This window comes from Devosia aquimaris (assembly GCF_020169335.1).
In the GTDB taxonomy this organism is placed as follows: domain Bacteria; phylum Pseudomonadota; class Alphaproteobacteria; order Rhizobiales; family Devosiaceae; genus Devosia; species Devosia aquimaris.
Window position 1 is genome coordinate 745,832 of sequence record NZ_JAIEZN010000001.1, and the last position, 17,631, is coordinate 763,462.

A 17,631-nucleotide genomic window follows, 5' to 3' on the forward strand; every position below is an offset into this window, starting at 1 on the left:
TTAATATCGCGTCTGGCGAGCCCTGTCTCAGGCGGTCCCGCTACCCGCGCACATCAATTTGCAATCCCCCGGCAGCGTGCTAAACGTGCGCCCAATTCGAACGCGATCTTTAGGCAGGCTATGGCGCAGGACAATATTTTCCGCGAAGTTGATGAAGAGCTGCGCAGCGACCGCATGCGCAACTTGTGGCGTCGCTTCGCGCCCTATGTCATCGGCGCTGCCGTGGGCGTCGTGGCCATCGTTGCCGTGAACGAAGGCTGGACCTGGTACCATGCCAACAATGCCGCCCAGTCGTCCGACGAGCTCTATGCCGCCTTCGATCTCGCCGATGGAGGCGATCTGGCTGCTGCACAGGCCCAACTCGACAAGCTGATTGCCGATGGCACCGGCGACTACCCGACACTGGCAGAATTCCGCAAGGCGGGCCTGCTGGCCAAGGAAGGCAATGTCGACGAGGCAGTTGCCGCCTATGATGCTCTGGCCAATGACCAGTCCAATGCCCATCTGCGCGAACTGGCCCTGGTGCTGGCCGGCAATCTGTTGGTCGATTCCGGTTCGCTGGCCGATGTGGAGAGCCGCGTCGGCAGCGTCGCCGCCGAGGGCAGCCCGCTGCGCAATGCGGCCCGGGAAACCCTGGGGCTGGCGCAGTACAAGGCCGGCGATTTGCCCGCCGCCCAGGCCAGCTTCCAGTCGGTCATCGACGATCCCATGACCCAGAGCAGCACCCGTACGCGCATGGGCTATTACCTGGCCCAGCTGCTTTCCGAGGGCGCCACCACCCAGGACCTGAACGCTGATGCCGCTGCCAGCGCCATCGACGAGATCGTGCAGGATGCGGCACCCGCCGACACCGGTCCCGTTCTGGCCGCCCCTGGCGCCTCCGAGCCCGCTACCGAAGCCGCGCCCGCACCGGCCACTGACACCGCGCCCGCAGCTGAAGCTGCACCGGCTGCAGATGCCGCACCCGCGGCGCCAGCCGCCGAGACCACCCCAGCCACGGCACCTGCCGCAACCCCGTCTTCCGAGCCGGCCGCACAGTAGCGGCCGCTCCCTTTCGCCTGATCGGAACACAAACGCATGACCGTCACCGTCGCCATTGTCGGTCGCCCCAACGTCGGCAAGTCCACGCTGTTCAACCGCCTGGTTGGCCGCAAGATTGCCCTGGTCGATGACACCCCCGGTGTTACCCGCGACCGCCGCGAGGCAGAGGGCCGCATTGCCGACCTGACGTTCCGCCTGCTCGACACCGCCGGCTATGAGGACGTCAAGGACGGCAGCCTTGAAGACCGCATGCGCCAGCAGACCGAACTGGCCATCCGCGAAGCCGATGTGATCCTGTTCATGATCGATGCGCGCGCCGGCGTCACCCCGCTGGACCAGCGCTTCGCCCAGGTGCTGCGCAAGGCTGGCAAGACTGTGCATCTGGTCGGCAACAAAGCCGAAAGCGGCGCTGCCGAGGCCGGTCTCGTGGAAGCCTTCAAGCTCGGCTTTGGCGAGGCCATAGCCCTGTCGGCCGAGCACGGACTGGGCCTGGCCGATCTCTATGCCATCGTGTCGGACGCCATCGACCGCGCCGCAGCCCTCAAGGAAGCTTCCGAGGAAGACGTGCCCGATATCGACGTGATGCCCGAGGTGGACGTCGACATCACCGACGACATGCTTGAAGGCGAGGGCGACGAGGCCACGCTGCGCTGGAATCCCCGTCGCTACCTCAACGTCGCCATCGTCGGTCGTCCCAATGCCGGCAAGTCCACGCTGATCAACCGCATGGTTGGTGAGGAACGCGTGCTGGTCGGCCCCGAAGCCGGCATCACCCGCGATTCCATCTTGGTCCCCTGGGAATGGGAAGGCCGCGTCATCAACCTGGTGGATACCGCCGGCATCCGCCGCCGCTCCCGTGTCACCGAAAAACTCGAGAAGCTGGCCGTGGGCGACAGCCTGCGCTCCATCCAGTATGCCGAAGTTGTCGTGCTGATGCTCGACGCCACCATCCCGTTCGAAAAGCAGGATCTGGCCCTGGCCGATCTGGTCGAGCGCGAGGGCAGGGCCCTGGTGATCGCCGTGAACAAATGGGACCTCATCGAAGACAAGAATGCTGCCCTGGCGCACCTGCGCGAGGCCTGCGAGCGCTTGCTGCCGCAGTTGCGCGGCGTGCCGCTGGTTACCCTCTCGGGCCTGACCGGCAAGAATATCGACAAGCTCATGGACGCCATCTTTGCCATTGAGCGGTCGTGGAACGCGCATGTCTCCACCGCCCGCCTCAATCGCTGGCTTTCCGGCATGGTCGATGGGCATCCGCCACCGGCCGTCTCGGGTCGTCGTCTCAAGCTGCGCTACATGACGCAGGCCAAGACGCGTCCGCCCAGCTTCATCCTGTTTGCCTCCCGCCCCGATGTGTTGCCCACGTCCTACCAGCGCTATCTGGTCAACGGCCTGCGCGAAGCGTTCAATATCAAGGGGACGCCAATCCGGCTCTGGGTCCGCGGCGGCAGCAACAATCCCTATGACGATCCGGGCAAGCGCAAGCTGGGCTGATTGCCCAGGCTGCGACTAATTTGTTCAACCCATGGCGCGCGCCATGGGTTTACCCCTATATTGCCCCTGTTGAAGCGACCCGATGCTGAGTGCGGGGCCGCATGTATTGAAACCACCTTGTTTATTGAACTTTTGATCGTCGTTGTTCTGACCATCGTCAACGGTCTGTTGGCAATGTCGGAACTGGCAGTCGTATCCGCCCGCCCGGCGCGCCTGCGGGCCATGGCCGATCAGGGCAACCGTGGCGCCGCCACGGCCATCACCCTGGCCGAGGACCCCGGCAAGTTCCTGTCTTCCGTGCAGATCGGCATCACGCTGGTCGGCATTCTCTCGGGCGCTTTCTCTGGCGCAACCCTTGGTCTGCGCCTCTCCGACTGGCTGCGCGAGATCGGTGTCGCCAGTAATATCGCCGATGTGCTGGGTGTCGGCGTCGTCGTGGTGGGCATCACCTATATCTCGCTGATCCTGGGCGAACTGGTGCCCAAGCAGATCGCCCTACGCGATGCCGAAGGCGTCGCTGCCCGTGTCGCGCCTGCCATGAAGCTGGTGGCCATCATCGGCTCGCCCATCGTCTGGGTGCTCGATGTGTCGGGCAAGGCTGTGCTCGCCCTGCTGGGCCAGGCTGGCCAGTCCGAGGAAACCGTCACCGAGGAAGAGGTCAAGACCATCATCGCCGAGGCGACCTCTGCCGGTGTCATCGAATCGGACGAGCATTCCATGATCTCCGGCGTGATGCGCCTGGCCGACCGGTCCGCGCGTGGCCTTATGACCCCGCGACTGGACGTCGACGTGCTCGACCTGGCCGACGACAGCGACGAGATTCGCCGCACGATCCTGAGCACCAGCCGCTCGCGCCTGCTGGTGCAGGACGGTGATTCCGATTCCATCATCGGCGTGGTCGCCATCAAGGACATCATCGGCGTCTTCGCCAATGGCCTGCCGCTGGAACTGCGCAAGTTCGTCCAGCCAGTCCCCGTGGTCATGGATCACGCCGAGGCCCTGGACGTGGTGCGTGCCATCCGCAATTCCACCGTCCACATGGCCCTGGTGGTCGACGAATACGGCCACTTCGAAGGCATCGTCACTTCGGCCGACATTCTCGAGGTCATCACCGGCGTGTTTCAGGAAGAGACCGGAGACGATCCGGCCCTGGTGCGCCGCGAGGATGGCTCCTGGCTGGTCGCCGGCTGGATGCCGGTCGACGAGTTTGGCGACAAGCTCAAGGTCGCCATTCCGCGCGATGCCAAATACGAAACGGTTGCCGGCTACGTGCTGTCCATCATCAACCGCCTTCCGGCGGAGGGTGAGACATTTGAGCACAATGGCTGGAAGTTCGAAGTGGTCGATCTCGATGGTCGCCGCATCGACAAGATCATGATGACCCGGCTGGACGAAGTCGCCGTCTGATTCAGAGCCGCCCTCTCCGCAATGGAGAGGGCGCTTTGCCCTTCAGGGCGTCATGGAAGCCCGCGTCTCAGGGCGCGGCGGGGTCCACCGCCATGCCCATCCACACCGAGCGACCGACCTCGATCATCGGTACGAAGCCGCTGCGGGTCCAGAAGGCAATGCCGCCGGTATTGACGCTGCTGGCACCCAGATGGATGCCCTTGACGCCGGCCTGGCGGGCCTCGTCGACCCAACGCGTCAGCAATTGTGTTCCCACGCCCTGGCCGCGCAAGCGCGCGCGCAGGTTCATGTGGATATGGGCCGGAAAGCGGGCCACCAGCTCGGCAGGATGCACTTCGGGCGCCTTGATGGCGGCGACGCGTTGCCGATCGGCCGCCGTCCAGTCGGGGGAGGGGATCGCATAGCGCGCGCGCAACGCCGGCCACCACTGCTGTTCCAGCTTGGCAGCGAACGCCGGCGTGTCGAAAGTCCCCACGATGTAGCCGGCAACGCCTTGCTCGTCTTCGGCCAGGATCACCCGCTCGGGCTCCACCACGCCATAGGGCGCGGAATAGATATGGCCCACCATCTGCGGATCGGAATAGTCGGCGCTGGCGTCCTTGCCGGCGTCGGCAGTTGTCAGGCAGATGTCATAAAGCGCATCCAGGTCGCCAGGACGGTATCCCCGCAAGATCACCATGTTTCTGGCCTAAATCTCGCCGAATGTGCCAGTGGCAAAATCAAACAGCTTGCCGCTTTCCTTCAGCGAAGGGCTGAGCATGTCCACCAGCTTGGGCGCCACATCAGCGGGCGTCGGCAGCGTCTCGGGGTCTTCCCCGGGCATCGCCTTGGCGCGCATCGCGGTGCGCACGGCACCGGGATAAAACACATTGGCCTTGACCTTGGATTGCTCCAGTTCGCCGGCATAGGATTTGACCATGGCATCCAGCGCCGCCTTGCTGGCGGCATAAAGGCCCCAGAAGGGCCTGGCCGAGCGGGCCGAGGACGACGACACGAACACGGCGCGCCCCGCCTGCGCCTGGCGCAGCAGCAGGTCGGTCGAGCGTAGCAGGCGGAAATTGGCAGTCACATTGACCGCCATCACCTTGTCGAAATCTTCCGGCTTCACATGCGCCATCGGGCTCAGCACGCCCAGCTGGCCGGCATTGGCAACCAGCCCGTCCAGCGCACCCCAGCGCTCGAAGATGGCCGCACCCAGCCGATCAATGGCGTCGCCATCGCGCAGGTCCAGCGGCACCAGCGTGGCCGACGAGCCCAGATCCTGGATTTCGTCGTCCAGCTCTTCCAGCCCACCAACAGTCCGGGCCACGGCCACCACATGGGCGCCACGGCGCGCGGCCTCGCGTGCGCTCGCATAACCAATACCGCGCGAAGCGCCTGTAACGAGGATGACCTTGCCGGCAAGGTCTTGAGTCTGAGCCATTAACCGGCCTCTTTCAGCATGGACATTTGCTTGTGTTCGCTCTTGCTGCGGCCATTGAGGTCCGTCAGCTGCGTTGGATAGTCACCGGTGAAATAGTGATCGGTGAACTGGGGCGCCTGCGCATTCCGCTTTTCGCCGCCGACAGCTTCATAGAGCCCGTCGATGGACAGGAAAGCCAGCGAGTCCGCGCCGATATATTTGCACATCGACTCCAGGTCGGCATGCTGGTTGGCCAGCAGTTTCTCGGGATCGGGCGTGTCGATGCCATAATAGTCCGAAAAATAGATCATCGGGCTGGCCACGCGGATATGCACTTCCGTCGCACCGGCCTCGCGCATCATCTGCACGATCTTGACCGACGTCGTGCCGCGCACGATGGAATCGTCAATCAGCACCACACGCTTGCCCGCGATCTCCGCCCGGTTGGCGGAATGCTTGAGCTTGACGCCGAAAGCGCGGATAGACTGCGTCGGCTCAATGAAGGTGCGGCCGACATAGTGGTTGCGGATAATGCCGAGCTCGAACGGAATGCCGCTGGCCTGGGCAAAGCCGATAGCCGCTGGAGTGCCTCCGTCGGGCACCGGCACCACGACATCGGCCTCCACCGGTGCTTCCTTGGCCAGGTTCATGCCCATGCGCTTGCGCGCTACATAAACACTGCGGCCGGAAACCACCGAATCGGGCCGGGCGAAATAGACATATTCAAACAGGCACGGGCGCTCGGGCTGCTTGCGGGCAGGCTTGCGTGCCTCAATGCTGATCGTGCCGTCCGGCTGGATCTCGCAGATGATGACTTCGCCGTTCTCGACGTCGCGGATGTACTTGGCGCCGATGATGTCGAGCGCACAGGTCTCCGAGCAGAAAATCGGCTTTCCATCCAGTTCGCCCATCACCAGCGGGCGGATGCCGATGGGGTCGCGTGCCGCAATCAGCTTGGTGCGCGTCATGGCCAGCATGGCGTAGCCGCCTTCCATCTGGCGGATGGCGTCGATGAAACGGTCGGTGGTCGAGCTGTGCCGCGAGCGGGCCACCAGGTGCAGCACAACTTCGGTGTCCGAGGTCGACTGGCAGATGGCGCCGGTGGCAATGATCTGGCGGCGCAGCGTCAGCCCATTGGTGAAATTGCCATTATGGGCGATGGCGATGCCGCCGTCTTCCAGCTCGGCAAACAGCGGCTGCACATTGCGCAGCGCGACTTCGCCTGTGGTCGAATAGCGGGTGTGGCCGATCGAGATCGAGCCGGGCAGCTTGGCCAAGAGGGCCGGGTCCGTATAGTGATCGCCCACCAGGCCCATGCGCTTTTCGGTATGGAACTGACGTCCGTCGAAGCTGACGATGCCGGCGGCTTCCTGCCCGCGGTGCTGCAGCGCATGCAGCCCCAGGGCCGTCAGCGTGGCGGCATCACTGTGCCCCAGAATGCCAAACACACCGCACTCTTCGTGCAGTGTGTCGCTATCGAGATCAAAACTGTCGTCGCTCGGATGGTTCAAGACGGTCTCCATACCAATGCTCGTCCACTGCGGCGGCGCGGGGCGTGCCGGGCGGGACGTCCGACACAGGGCCGGTGGCCCTGCATCTACCCCATTTTCGGTATCGCGACCACCGCCTGTCCCGGAGGGCAGGGTTGTCGCGAACGCCGCGTTTGCTCGTCGTGCGCGGCCTAGTTGGCCGTCGTGGCCGGAACCGCGGCTGGTGTGGTCACGGTTGTGGGAGCTACAGCGGCCGGATCAACGCTGCCGTCCTCGGTGGAGTCGGTGCCTTCCTCCACAGCTGCGGCCGGGCCGCCCGAATTATCGTCGGTGATGTCCTTGCCGCCCTTGAGGATCTCGTTGACCTGGGTCTCGAGTTCAGGCGGGAGCATGGAGATCAGCGTGTTGCCCATGGCCTTCAGGTGCGGCAGCGTCTGCGACTGCGCCGCCCAGGAGGGCAAATTGGTCGGCAGCAGCCAGGTGCCGAAAATCGTGATGACGATGGCGATCAGGATGCCGCGCAGCACGCCGAACACAAAGCCCAGCGTGCGATCGATTGGCCCGACACGGCTGTCGACGACAAAATCGGCGATGCGCATCGTCAACAGATGCAGCACGATCAGCGCGACGATGAAGGTCACCACCACCGTGGCAATATCCGCCACCAGCTGCTCGGCAATGTAGCCGCGCGCGATTTCGGGGTGATACTGCCACATATAGATTGCGATGGCCGCAGAACCGGCCCAGGTCGCCAGTGACAGCACTTCACGGGTCAGTCCGCGTGCCGTTGCCAGGATTGCCGAAATCAGCACCAGCACACCAACACCAACGTCAAACGCTGTCAGCATATTGTTCGCCAAGCTCCATTAGCCGCACAGGCGCCGCTTGAGGCCTGTTGCGGTTCGTTTATCGGCTTTGCGCGCCGCTGCCAAGACCTGCCGGGACACCCGGGCGTGATGTGCCCACAAACCAGACATGGCCGGCGTGCTGCTACCAGGACTCGCGCTCGGGTTCACGCGGCGTTCCTGCCGAGGCAATCCGCGCCACGAGTTCCGACAATGCCGAATACTCCGACACCTCCAGCCCGCTGCTGCGGTCCGCCGACCCAAGCCGGCCTGTCGACACGGATTTGAAGCCAAGCTTCTGGGCTTCGCGCAGCCGTAGCGCGCCATGCACGACCGGGCGCACGCCACCGGCCAGCGAGATCTCCCCGAAATAGACCGAATCCGAGGGCAGCGGTGAGTTGGTGAGCGAGGAGATCAGCGCCGCCGCCACGGCGAGGTCCGCCGCCGGCTCATTGATCTTCAAGCCTCCGGCAACGTTGAGATAAATGTCATTGGCGCCGATGCGTACGCCGCAACGCGTCTCCAGCACCGCCACCACCATGGAGAGGCGCGAACTATCCCAGCCCACCACAGCCCGGCGTGGCGTGCCCAGCGGGGAGGGGGACACCAGCGCCTGGATTTCGATCAGGATCGGTCGCGTCCCTTCGATGCCGGCAAACACAGCTGAGCCCGCCGCGCCCTCGTCGCGTTGGTCGAGGAACAGCGCCGACGGATTGCCCACCTGTTCGAGGCCCAACTCGGTCATGGCAAACACGCCGATCTCGTCGGTGGCGCCATAGCGATTCTTCACCCCACGCAGGATGCGGAAGGTGTGGCTGGTGTCGCCCTCGAAATAGAGCACGGCATCCACCATGTGCTCGACCACCCGCGGCCCGGCGATCTGCCCGTCCTTGGTCACATGGCCGACGAGCACCACCGCCGCGCCGCTCTTTTTGGCAAAGCGCGTCAGTGCCTGCGCCGAGGTGCGCACTTGGGTCACCGTGCCCGGTGCGCTGTCCACCCGGTCGGTCCACAATGTCTGGATGGAATCGATGATGACCAGGTCTGGGGCAGGGCCGTTTTCCAGCGTTGCCAGGATGATCTCGACATTGGTCTCAGCCGCCAGCAACACTGCGGCTTCGCCGAGGCCCAGCCGCTGCGCCCGCAGCCGCACCTGTGCCACCGCCTCCTCGCCCGAAACATAGACGACGCGCTTGCCCAGATTGGCCAGCGCCGCCGCCGATTGCAGCAACAGCGTCGACTTGCCGATGCCCGGGTCGCCGCCCACCAGCAGCGCCGAACCCTTGACGAAGCCGCCGCCGGTCACGCGGTCCAGCTCGGCAATTCCGGTCACCACGCGGGCTGCGCTTTCGGTTTCGCCCGACAGCGGCACCAGATTGGCGGGACGCCCATTGGCCTTGGCCGACTTCGGCCCGGCGCCCACGCCGGAATCGGTCATTTCCTCGACGATGGTGTTCCATTCACCACAGGCATCGCACCGCCCCTGCCAGCGGCTGGTGACGGCACCACAGGCCTGACAGACAAAGGACGAACGGGATTTGGCCAAGCCGGTTACTCGCAATTGGGGGCAAGGCCCTGTGTACTGGAGCCATTGGTGGGGATCAAGAACAAAAAGGGAACTATAAGGCTTTCGCGTGTGTGCGGGTGGGTTGAATGTCCCCGATGGGCTGATCCGAGGGAGGACTTGCCGCCATGCATCAAGCGCCCGACCGGCGCGCGGCGACTAGTTCTGAGTATTCCGTGGGCATATCTCGCGTGTGGCGCGGTTTTGTGCGTTTTGCACTTGCGCGACATCAAACGTTGCGCTTGTCTTGGGCAACAACAATCCTGGAGCCTCAATAATGCCCAATCGCAGTCTGCTCTGTGCATCAACACTCGCCGCGCTTGCGCTGGTCGGGCTCACCACGGTTTCGGCCTTTGCGCAAACCGCCGTCAAGCTGACGCTGGACTGGCGCTTTGAAGGCCCGGCTGCCGGTTTCCTGCTGGCGCAGGACAAGGGCTATTTTGCCGAAGAAGGGCTCGACGTGACCATCGACACCGGAAACGGCTCGGTGGAAGCCATTCCGCGTGTGGCGACGGGCGCCTATCAGTTCGGCTTCGGCGACATCAACTCGCTGATCAAGTTTCTCGACGAAGACCCGGCCCAGCCTGTCAAGGCGATCATGATGGTCTATGACAAGCCGGTGTTCTCGATCATCGGCCGTAAGTCGCTCGGCATCACCGACGATCCGAAATCGCTCGAGGGCAAGAAACTTGGTGCGCCGCCGCCGGACGGTGCCTTCGCCCAATGGCAGGCGTTCATTCCCGCCGCCGGCATCGACGCATCGAGCATCACCATCGAGAACGTCGGCTTCCCCGTGCGCGAGCCGATGCTGGCCTCCGGTGACGTCGATGGCGTGTTCGGCTTCGCCTTCTCGGTGATCCTCAACCTGATGGCCAATGGCGTGCCGGAAGACGACATCTCCACCATTCTGTTCGCCGATCACGGGCTCAATCTCTACGGCAATGCGATCCTGGTGAACGAGGCCTTTGCTGACGAAAACCCGGACGCTGTGAAGGGCTTCCTGCGGGCACTGAGCAAGGGCTTTGCCGATGCTGTCGCTGACCCCGCCGCCGGCGCGGCGGCCGTGCTGGCGCGCAACGAGACGCTCAATATCGATACCGAGACGGCGCGCCTGACCATGGCCAATGAGATGAACATCAAGACGCCCTATGTGGTGGAGAACGGCTTTGGCGGTGTCGACGAGGCGCGGCTGGCGGCGTCGCTGGAAACGTTGAAGCTGTCGATGGGGCTCAAAGGCGCGGTGACAGCAGCCGATGTCTTCGACGCACAATATCTGCCGCCAGCCGAAGAGCGCATGCTGCCGTAAGGCGCGGTGACAACGGTCCGGGCGGCCCCGCCCGGACCGAACTGTTTTGAGCGGAGCGGCAATGGCACTGGTTACCATCGACAATGTTGACATGCGCTATGGCGGGCCGACCGGCACGCTGGCCGTCAGCGGGCTGAACCTGCGGATCGAGCGGGGCGAATTCGTCGCCGTGGTCGGTCCTTCGGGCTGCGGCAAATCCACCCTGATGAAGCTGACGACGGGGCTGCATATTCCGCAGGCCGGCACGGTGATCGTGGCCGACCAGGAGGTGACCAAGCCGGTGTCGATTGTCGGCATGGCCTTCCAAAATCCGACCATGCTGCCGTGGCGAACCACGCTGGAAAACATCCTGCTGCCGCTCGAAATCGTCGAGCGACACCGCCACCGGCTGCGGGCCCACAAGGCCGAATATGTGGCCAAGGCCGAAGCGCTGCTGGAGACGGTGGGCCTCAAGGGCTTCGGCGACAAGTTTCCCTGGCAGCTCTCGGGCGGCATGCAGCAGCGCGCCAATCTGTGCCGGGCCCTGATCCACGAGCCGGAACTGCTGATGCTCGACGAGCCCTTCGGCGCGCTCGACGCCTTCACCAGGGAAGAGCTGTGGTGCGTGATCCGCGACCTCCATGCCAGCCAGGATGTCACCATCGTGCTGGTGACCCATGACCTGCGCGAAAGCGTCTTCCTCGCCGACAAGGTGGTGGTAATGAGTGCGCGGCCGGGGCGAGTGATCTCCGAACACATGGTGCCCTTCGAGCGGCCGCGGCAGCTGGAAATTCTCTACGAGCCGGCGTTCAACGACATGGTGCAGCGCCTCCATGGCGAGATCGCAACGGCGAGGGCGGCCGCATGAGCAATATCGAGACCGTCACGCCACAGGTTGCTCTGCCCCAGCGCGAGCCATTCCGGATCAACTGGATCCGGCTGGCACCGCTGCTCTACACGATCGGGCTGTTTGTCATCTGGGAGATCGGCGTCCGCATTTCGGGCCTGCCGCATACCATCCTGCCGACGCCCAGCCGCATTTTTGAGGCCATCGTCCAATACTGGTCGCCGATCTGGAAGAACTCGCTGCAGACCCTCTATACGACCGTGCTCGGCTTCATCATCGCCGTTGTCGCCGGGTTGGGGATTGGTCTGTTCATCGGCTGGTCCAAGACCATCTATGCGGGCCTTTATCCAATCATGATCGGCTTCAATGCCATTCCCAAGGTCGCCCTGGTGCCCATCCTGGTCATCTGGTTCGGCATCGGCACGGTGCCGGCGGTGCTGACGGCATTCCTCATCTCGTTCTTCCCTATCGTCGTCAATGTGGCCACTGGGCTGGCGACCATCGAGCCCGAGACTGAGGATGTGTTGCGCGCGCTGGGAGCCAAGAAGCTCGACATCATGCTCAAGGTCGGCATCCCGCGCTCGATGCCCTATTTCTTCGGCTCGCTGAAGGTCGCCATCACGCTGGCCTTTGTTGGTTCGGTGGTGAGCGAGACCGTGGCCTCCAACAATGGCCTGGGCAATATGATGGCTTCGGCTCAATCCAACTTCAACGTGCCGCTGGTCTTTGCCGGCTTGCTGATGCTGGCCGTCGAGGGCATCGCCATGTATGCGCTGATGGCCTGGCTTGAAAAGCGCATGACCGGCTGGGCGCATCGATCAACAATGAGCAACTAGGTCTTGCGGCACCAGACCCGGAGCCTGCTGCGTGACACGTTTCCGGCGATTGCCGTCGGGGTCTGCCCAGTCAGCGGACAAGCCAAACTACTGCACGGCCAGGAGACCCGCGGGTACTTTGTCATTCGAGCATGGCACTCATGGCCTTGCGGCGTGCGGCAATGGCGAGACCGAGGTCTCGTTTTGCGGGTAGTCCGCGTGTGGTGAAACCCAGGTCTCGCCATCGCATCCGGGTTGAGGCCGTATCCTAGCTCACAGGCATCGTTGGATCGGGCGGCACTCCGGACAGGCGACCCCGTCCCCCGTATCCCCCCGCCGACCGTTCGTCGCGACCGCGCAGTAGATGCGGGAAGATGGGTTGAGGATACGCCAGGTTTTGCAGGCGGGGATCAGGTAGGTGAAAGGGGGGAGTGCAGGGCAAAGCCGGCGGATTGGGTGGCTTTGGTCGAAAGAACCGCAAACTGCCTCTTTCTGGCCTATTTGAGGCATGCTGCCGTAGCGTCGCAATTGCAAGAAGGGGGCCGGAAGCAAAACGTCTGCTTCCGGCGTGATGACGTCAATAGCTCACGTTGGAGCCGGCAAATGCCATTGACTTAGAGGGAGTTATCAACGGCGTTGCGATTCAGCTCAGCACCGCCACCCCCAGCGCAACAGTGACCACAAGATGATAGAGCACCCTCGGGTCTGCCAAGTTTCCAATAGCCCGCCCAAACGCGCTGACTGTCAACAGCCACAGGGCGCAACCGCCGGCAACCACCCACGCCAGCGCCGGGTCGTCGCGCCCGGCTAGGAGCCAGGCAAGGACACTCAACATAGCGGCGAAACCTGCCGAGCCCAGCGACCAGGCGCGCTCAGGTGTTCGAGCCTTGAAGGCGACCAGGCAACCCCACGCGTGCAAGAGCGCCCCGACCAGCAACAGGCCGGACAGAATACGAACAACTATTTCCATCACTTCGCCCTCGGGTGCAGAGCTTGGTCCCACGCACTCCGGATCCAGCCCATGAGTTCGTCATCGACGTCCTGCCGACTAGTCAAGCTCACTTCCAGCGGGCAGAGCTTGCCGGCCGGCAGAGCGCGAAGCCGACCCTGGGGCGCAAGGCCTCTGGCGTTGATCCCAATGTCAACGCGGTCCTTGGTAGTCGGGCCGACCATGCAGAACTGCTTGGCCAGCCTGAGGCTGACATAGCCCTTTTTGGGAGCGATCTCATACGGACCAAATTCGGCAAGCTGGGCGATAAAGGCGTCATGGATGGGGCGCAACGCTGCCTTGGCACCACTGTAGATGGTGTCAAGGATGTCCTGCTCTTGCTCGCCACTTTCCTTGGATTCGATCCAGAGTAACAAGGTGTCAGCGTGCACGAAGCTGAGGCCATGACGCTCCTGCAGGTGCGCGCGCTTCTCCGAGTGTTTGAGAGCCCCATAGTCAGCAACCTCCTCCTTCAGAGCCGCCAAGCTGCGCCCGGTCTGGGCTTCGATGTTGCCAAGTTGCGTCTGTGCGCCTTTGTCGCGAAAGTCCATTTGGTTCTCCTTTCGCGCCATCACTTAGGGCTGGAAAGGCCTGATGTATTGTAAGTTTGGGAACAGCTTGCAAAACTGCGTCAGCACATTCTCATGAGCTGAGCCTTGCGCCTGATTTCCATCCAGCCACGACCAGAAATCGCTCCGTGGATTCATCACTTTTGGGTCTTTGAGACCGGAGCAGGGCTGCCGGAAGTCGACGCGCGAATTGTGGTTCCAAATGGCAGGCCGAAGCTTGTCGTACCTTGGCGGAACGCTCTGATCGCCAGAGGCGCTGGCGCGACACAACGCAGTGACGAAGGCGAGGTGGTTTTGATTGGCGTCTGGGACCAACCCTCCATCATCTCCTCGCCCAATAGCTTCACGGTGACCATCGGGGTGGAGTTCAGGCCCAATGGGCTTAGCCGGTTCTTCGAGGCCGACCTCGATGGCGTTTTCCAGCGTATCGTTCCGCTGGATCAGGTGCTTGGCGCGACTGGATCAAGAATGATGAAGCGGGTGAACGCTGCCGATACCCTCAATGAAGCGGTGCAGATGATCCAGGAATTCCTGGTTGAGCGCCTTCATGCCGTGGGGCGATACCGTCGCAGTCTAGTGGACGAGGCGATCGCAACGATGGGACAGCACGGCTACAGCGTCGAAATCAACAACCTTGCCAGCGCCCTGGGTTGCTCGCGTCGCCATCTGCAGGACGTGTTTCGTCAGCAGATCGGACTGACGCCGAAACGTTTGCAGTCAGTCCTGGCTTTTGAAAAACTCTATCGCAAGTTCTCCAAGGACAAGGATGCCCGACTGCTGCGCGACGAGGCGCTCGACCTATGGTTCGACCAGGCGCATTTCATCCGATCATTTCAGCAATTCACGGGACATTCTCCGGGGCGCTTTGCCGAGCTAGACAATGAGTTTGGTAGGATATTCTACCGTTCGTGATCATCCATTTTCGTCTTGATCGGCCTCCGGCAGGCCTAGCTCTGTTCATTTGTAGACTTCGCGCCGCAATGGCCCTGCCTCCCGCACAAGTGCGGCCAGACGGTCTACGACAAGCCGGATGTGAGGTTCGTGGCGCCGCTCGCCGTTGGTTGTCGGGAACTGGCAAAAGGTGACCGTCTCTTTTCAACACTGATCGCCCGGTCTACTCAGCCGCTCCCGCCTCACCCCTGCGGCAGGTTTCCATCCCCGACATAGTTCCGGCTGTAGCGCCCCTTGAGCGAGGTCAGTACCTCGTAGCCGATGGTGCCGCCGGCGTCGGCCTGGTCGTCGGCGCCGATCAGGGCGCCCAGCACTTCGGCGCCTTCGCCGGGCTCGGGGATATTGGGGCCCAGTTCGGTGATATCGACCACGATCTGGTCCATCGACACCTTGCCCACCACCGGGCAGAGCTTGCCGCGGATGGCCACCTTGCCGCCGGGGCGGGCATTGCTGCCCGAGAGCGAGCGGAAAAAGCCGTCGGCATAGCCATGCGCCACGATGGCCAGTCGACTGTCGCGTGACAGCGAATAGCTGGCGTTGTAGCCCACGGTCTCGCCGGTGCGCGCTTCCTTGACCTGGATGATCGGCACATGCAGCGTCACCACCGGGGCCATGGGGTTCTTGCGCCCCGTCACGGCGCGACCGCCGTACAGCGCAATGCCCGGGCGCACCATCTGGAAGTGATAGTCGCGGCCCGTCATAAGCCCGGCCGAATTGGCCAGCGAAGCGGGAATGCCGGGGAACTGCGCCATCACCGAGCCGAACAGCGCCAGCTGCGTGCGGTTCTTCTCGTGATTGGGCTGGTCGGCACAGGCCAGGTGGCTCATCAGCATCTGTGGCGCATAGCCCAGCGCCTGGATGCGTTCGCGCACATAGCCGGCCTCATTGAGGCGGAAGCCCAGGCGATTGATGCCGGTGTCGAAATGGAAGGCCGAGGGATAGGCCTCGTTGCGTTCCAGGCACTTGGCCAGCCATTCCTCCAGCATCGCCACCGAGGCGATCACCGGCATCAGGTTCTGCCGCACGTAAAGATTGGCCGCGCCGGGATAGAGCCCGTTGAGCACGAAGATATGCGCGTCGGGCAGGGCGGCGCGCACCGCCATGCCCTCATCGGGCGTCGCCACGAAGAAGAAGCGCGCGCCTGCCGCATGCAGCGCCTTGCTGGCCATGGTGATGCCGGTGCCATAGGCGTCCGCCTTCACCACGGCGCCCGTCAAGGCGCCGGCGCTCACCTTGTCCAGTGCGCGCCAGTTGCGGGCCAGTGCCCCGAGATCAATGCTGAGTTGCCCGCCAAGGCCAGACGTCAGGGCCATCCCTATTCCATACGTTCGGGGAGATAGTCGGCGCGTGCCAGATTGCCGAAGCGCGTATATTGCGCCTCAAAGCTGAGCTGCACAGTGCCCGTGGGGCCATGGCGCTGCTTGGCGATGATCACTTCGGCCTTGCCGTGCACTTTTTCCATTTCGCCTTGCCAAGTCAGGTGTTCCGGCGTGCCTTCTTTTGGCTCTTTGTTCTTAAGATAGTATTCTTCACGATACACGAACAGCACAACGTCGGCGTCCTGCTCGATAGAACCCGATTCGCGCAGATCCGCCAGTTGCGGGTGCTTGTCGTCGCGCGCTTCCACCTGACGCGACAGCTGTGACAGCGCGATGATGGGCACTTCGAGCTCCTTGGCCAGCGCCTTGAGCGTGGTAGTGATTTCGGTCAGCTCCTGCACGCGGTTCTGGCTCGAAGCCTTGCTCGAGCCGCTCAGCAGTTGCAGATAGTCCACGATCAGGCAGTCCAGCCCCTTCTGTCGCTTGAGGCGGCGCGCGCGCGCCGCCAGCTGCGCCACGCTGATGCCGCCGGTATCGTCGATATAGAGCGGCAGCTTGCTCATCATGTTGCTGACGTCCACCAGCTTGGAAAACTGGCTGTCGTGGATTCGTCCACGGCGGATATCAGACGATGAAATCTCGGCCTGCTCGGCCAGAATACGCGTGGCGAGCTGTTCGGAGCTCATTTCCAGGCTGAAGAAGCCCACGATGCCACCATTGGTCGTCTTGAGGTGGCCATCGGCCTGCACTTCGCTGCGGTAGGCCTTGGCGATATTGAAGGCGATGTTGGTCACCAGCGACGTCTTGCCCATGGCCGGGCGACCGGCCAGCACGATCAAGTCCGAGCGCTGCAACCCGCCCATCTGGCGGTCCATGTCGTCCAGCCCGGTCGACACACCCGACAGGCCCCCATCGCGCTGATAGGCTTCGCCTGCCATCTGGATGGAGGCGCTCAGCGCTGTGGAAAAGCTGAGGAAACCGCCGTCATAGCGGCCCTTCTCGGCCAGCTGGAACAGCTCGCCTTCCACCTTTTCGATCTGCTTGTTCGGCGTCATTTCGACGTCCGAGTCATAGGCGACCTGCACCATCTCCTCGCCGACCAGGATCAGGTTGCGGCGGATGGCAAGGTCATAGATGGCCTGGCCATAGTCGGCCGCATTGAGCACCGTGGTGGCTTCCGCCGCCAGCCGCGCCAGATACTGCGCCATCGTCACATCGGGCAGCAGCTGGTCGGGCAGATGGGTCTTGATCGTGGTGGGATCGGCCGATTTGCCGGCCCGGATGATCTTGCCGGCCAGCTCATAGATGTCGCGGTGAATGGGCTCGTAGAAATGGATCGGCTCGAGAAAATCCGCCACGCGATAGAAGGCGTCATTGTTCAGCAGAATGGCGCCCAGCAGCGCCTGTTCGGCCTCCACATTGTGCGGAGCCATGCGGAACGACTTGTCTTCGGCCGGATGCAGCCGTGCGATCTCTGCCATGGGTACCTCGGTTAAATCCGTTAACCTTCCTTAACCACGCGACTCAGGCGTGTGTCTTGGCCTACCAACGACAGGGTTAAGGAGACCTCATCGCCCGCTGTGAACAATGGGGACAACGGGGAATGTGACACAA

Annotated in this window: 16 protein-coding genes; 7 read left to right on the forward strand and 9 right to left on the reverse strand. The window is 63.2% G+C overall.

The annotated features are described in order from the left end of the window. The first annotated feature begins 120 nt into the window (after positions 1-120). The 3 genes from K1177_RS03540 to K1177_RS03550 all read left to right on the forward strand — a co-directional run bounded on the left by K1177_RS03540 (position 121) and on the right by K1177_RS03550 (position 3,942). Positions 121-1,041: a tetratricopeptide repeat protein gene (locus tag K1177_RS03540; RefSeq protein WP_224701948.1), complete on the forward strand. Its 921-nt coding sequence runs from the start codon at positions 121-123 to the stop codon at positions 1,039-1,041. Between the two features lie 36 nt (positions 1,042-1,077). Then, positions 1,078-2,535 carry a ribosome biogenesis GTPase Der gene (der, locus tag K1177_RS03545; protein WP_224701949.1) on the forward strand — a complete coding sequence of 486 codons (1,458 nt, stop codon included), beginning with the start codon at positions 1,078-1,080 and terminating at the stop codon, positions 2,533-2,535. 132 nt (positions 2,536-2,667) lie between these two features. Then, positions 2,668-3,942: a hemolysin family protein gene (locus K1177_RS03550; RefSeq protein ID WP_224703680.1), complete on the forward strand. Its 1,275-nt coding sequence runs from the start codon at positions 2,668-2,670 to the stop codon at positions 3,940-3,942. A gap of 67 nt (positions 3,943-4,009) precedes the next feature. On the opposite strand, the gene K1177_RS03555 is transcribed toward K1177_RS03550, so the two are convergent. The 5 genes from K1177_RS03555 to radA all read right to left on the reverse strand — a co-directional run bounded on the left by K1177_RS03555 (position 4,010) and on the right by radA (position 9,225). Then, positions 4,010-4,621: a GNAT family N-acetyltransferase gene (locus K1177_RS03555; protein WP_224701950.1), complete on the reverse strand. Its 612-nt coding sequence runs from the start codon at positions 4,619-4,621 to the stop codon at positions 4,010-4,012. 9 nt (positions 4,622-4,630) lie between these two features. After that, on the reverse strand, positions 4,631-5,365 hold the full coding sequence (locus K1177_RS03560; RefSeq protein WP_224701951.1) for an SDR family NAD(P)-dependent oxidoreductase: 735 nt from the start codon (positions 5,363-5,365) through the stop codon (positions 4,631-4,633). After that, complete coding sequence (gene purF, locus K1177_RS03565; protein ID WP_224701952.1) at positions 5,365-6,855, reverse strand: amidophosphoribosyltransferase; 1,491 nt, start codon at positions 6,853-6,855, stop codon at positions 5,365-5,367. The genes K1177_RS03560 and purF overlap by 1 nt, the downstream gene beginning before the upstream one ends. A gap of 170 nt (positions 6,856-7,025) precedes the next feature. Beyond that, positions 7,026-7,682 carry a CvpA family protein gene (locus tag K1177_RS03570; protein WP_224701953.1) on the reverse strand — a complete coding sequence of 219 codons (657 nt, stop codon included), beginning with the start codon at positions 7,680-7,682 and terminating at the stop codon, positions 7,026-7,028. Positions 7,683-7,824: 142 nt separating this feature from the next. Next, the gene (gene radA, locus K1177_RS03575; protein WP_224701954.1) at positions 7,825-9,225 is read right to left on the reverse strand and encodes a DNA repair protein RadA; all 1,401 of its coding nucleotides are present in this window, start codon (positions 9,223-9,225) and stop codon (positions 7,825-7,827) included. A 295-nt stretch (positions 9,226-9,520) separates the two neighbouring features. Here radA and K1177_RS03580 point away from each other — a divergent pair, with 295 nt between their 5' ends. The 3 genes from K1177_RS03580 to K1177_RS03590 all read left to right on the forward strand — a co-directional run bounded on the left by K1177_RS03580 (position 9,521) and on the right by K1177_RS03590 (position 12,211). Then, on the forward strand, positions 9,521-10,549 hold the full coding sequence (locus K1177_RS03580; RefSeq protein ID WP_224701955.1) for an ABC transporter substrate-binding protein: 1,029 nt from the start codon (positions 9,521-9,523) through the stop codon (positions 10,547-10,549). A gap of 91 nt (positions 10,550-10,640) precedes the next feature. Continuing rightward, complete coding sequence (locus tag K1177_RS03585; RefSeq protein WP_224703681.1) at positions 10,641-11,396, forward strand: ABC transporter ATP-binding protein; 756 nt, start codon at positions 10,641-10,643, stop codon at positions 11,394-11,396. Beyond that, positions 11,393-12,211 carry an ABC transporter permease gene (locus K1177_RS03590; protein ID WP_224701956.1) on the forward strand — a complete coding sequence of 273 codons (819 nt, stop codon included), beginning with the start codon at positions 11,393-11,395 and terminating at the stop codon, positions 12,209-12,211. The genes K1177_RS03585 and K1177_RS03590 overlap by 4 nt, the downstream gene beginning before the upstream one ends. A gap of 622 nt (positions 12,212-12,833) precedes the next feature. Here the strand turns inward: K1177_RS03590 and K1177_RS03595 are convergent. Both K1177_RS03595 and K1177_RS03600 read right to left on the reverse strand, forming a co-directional pair. Continuing rightward, on the reverse strand, positions 12,834-13,160 hold the full coding sequence (locus K1177_RS03595; RefSeq protein ID WP_224701957.1) for a hypothetical protein: 327 nt from the start codon (positions 13,158-13,160) through the stop codon (positions 12,834-12,836). Beyond that, entirely contained in the window at positions 13,160-13,729 is a 570-nt protein-coding gene (locus tag K1177_RS03600) for a DUF5655 domain-containing protein (RefSeq protein WP_224701958.1), read from the reverse strand. Before K1177_RS03600 ends, K1177_RS03595 begins: the two co-directional genes overlap by 1 nt. Positions 13,730-13,834: 105 nt before the next feature. On the opposite strand from K1177_RS03600, the gene K1177_RS03605 reads away from it, so the two are divergent. Then, positions 13,835-14,659 carry a helix-turn-helix domain-containing protein gene (locus K1177_RS03605; protein WP_224701959.1) on the forward strand — a complete coding sequence of 275 codons (825 nt, stop codon included), beginning with the start codon at positions 13,835-13,837 and terminating at the stop codon, positions 14,657-14,659. A gap of 221 nt (positions 14,660-14,880) precedes the next feature. Here the strand turns inward: K1177_RS03605 and alr are convergent, their stop codons facing one another. Both alr and K1177_RS03615 read right to left on the reverse strand, forming a co-directional pair. Then, positions 14,881-16,011 carry an alanine racemase gene (alr, locus tag K1177_RS03610; RefSeq protein ID WP_224701960.1) on the reverse strand — a complete coding sequence of 377 codons (1,131 nt, stop codon included), beginning with the start codon at positions 16,009-16,011 and terminating at the stop codon, positions 14,881-14,883. A gap of 2 nt (positions 16,012-16,013) precedes the next feature. Continuing rightward, positions 16,014-17,498, reverse strand: a complete 1,485-nt coding sequence (locus K1177_RS03615) for a replicative DNA helicase (protein WP_224701961.1) — start codon at positions 17,496-17,498, stop codon at positions 16,014-16,016. Positions 17,499-17,631: the final 133 nt, after the last annotated feature.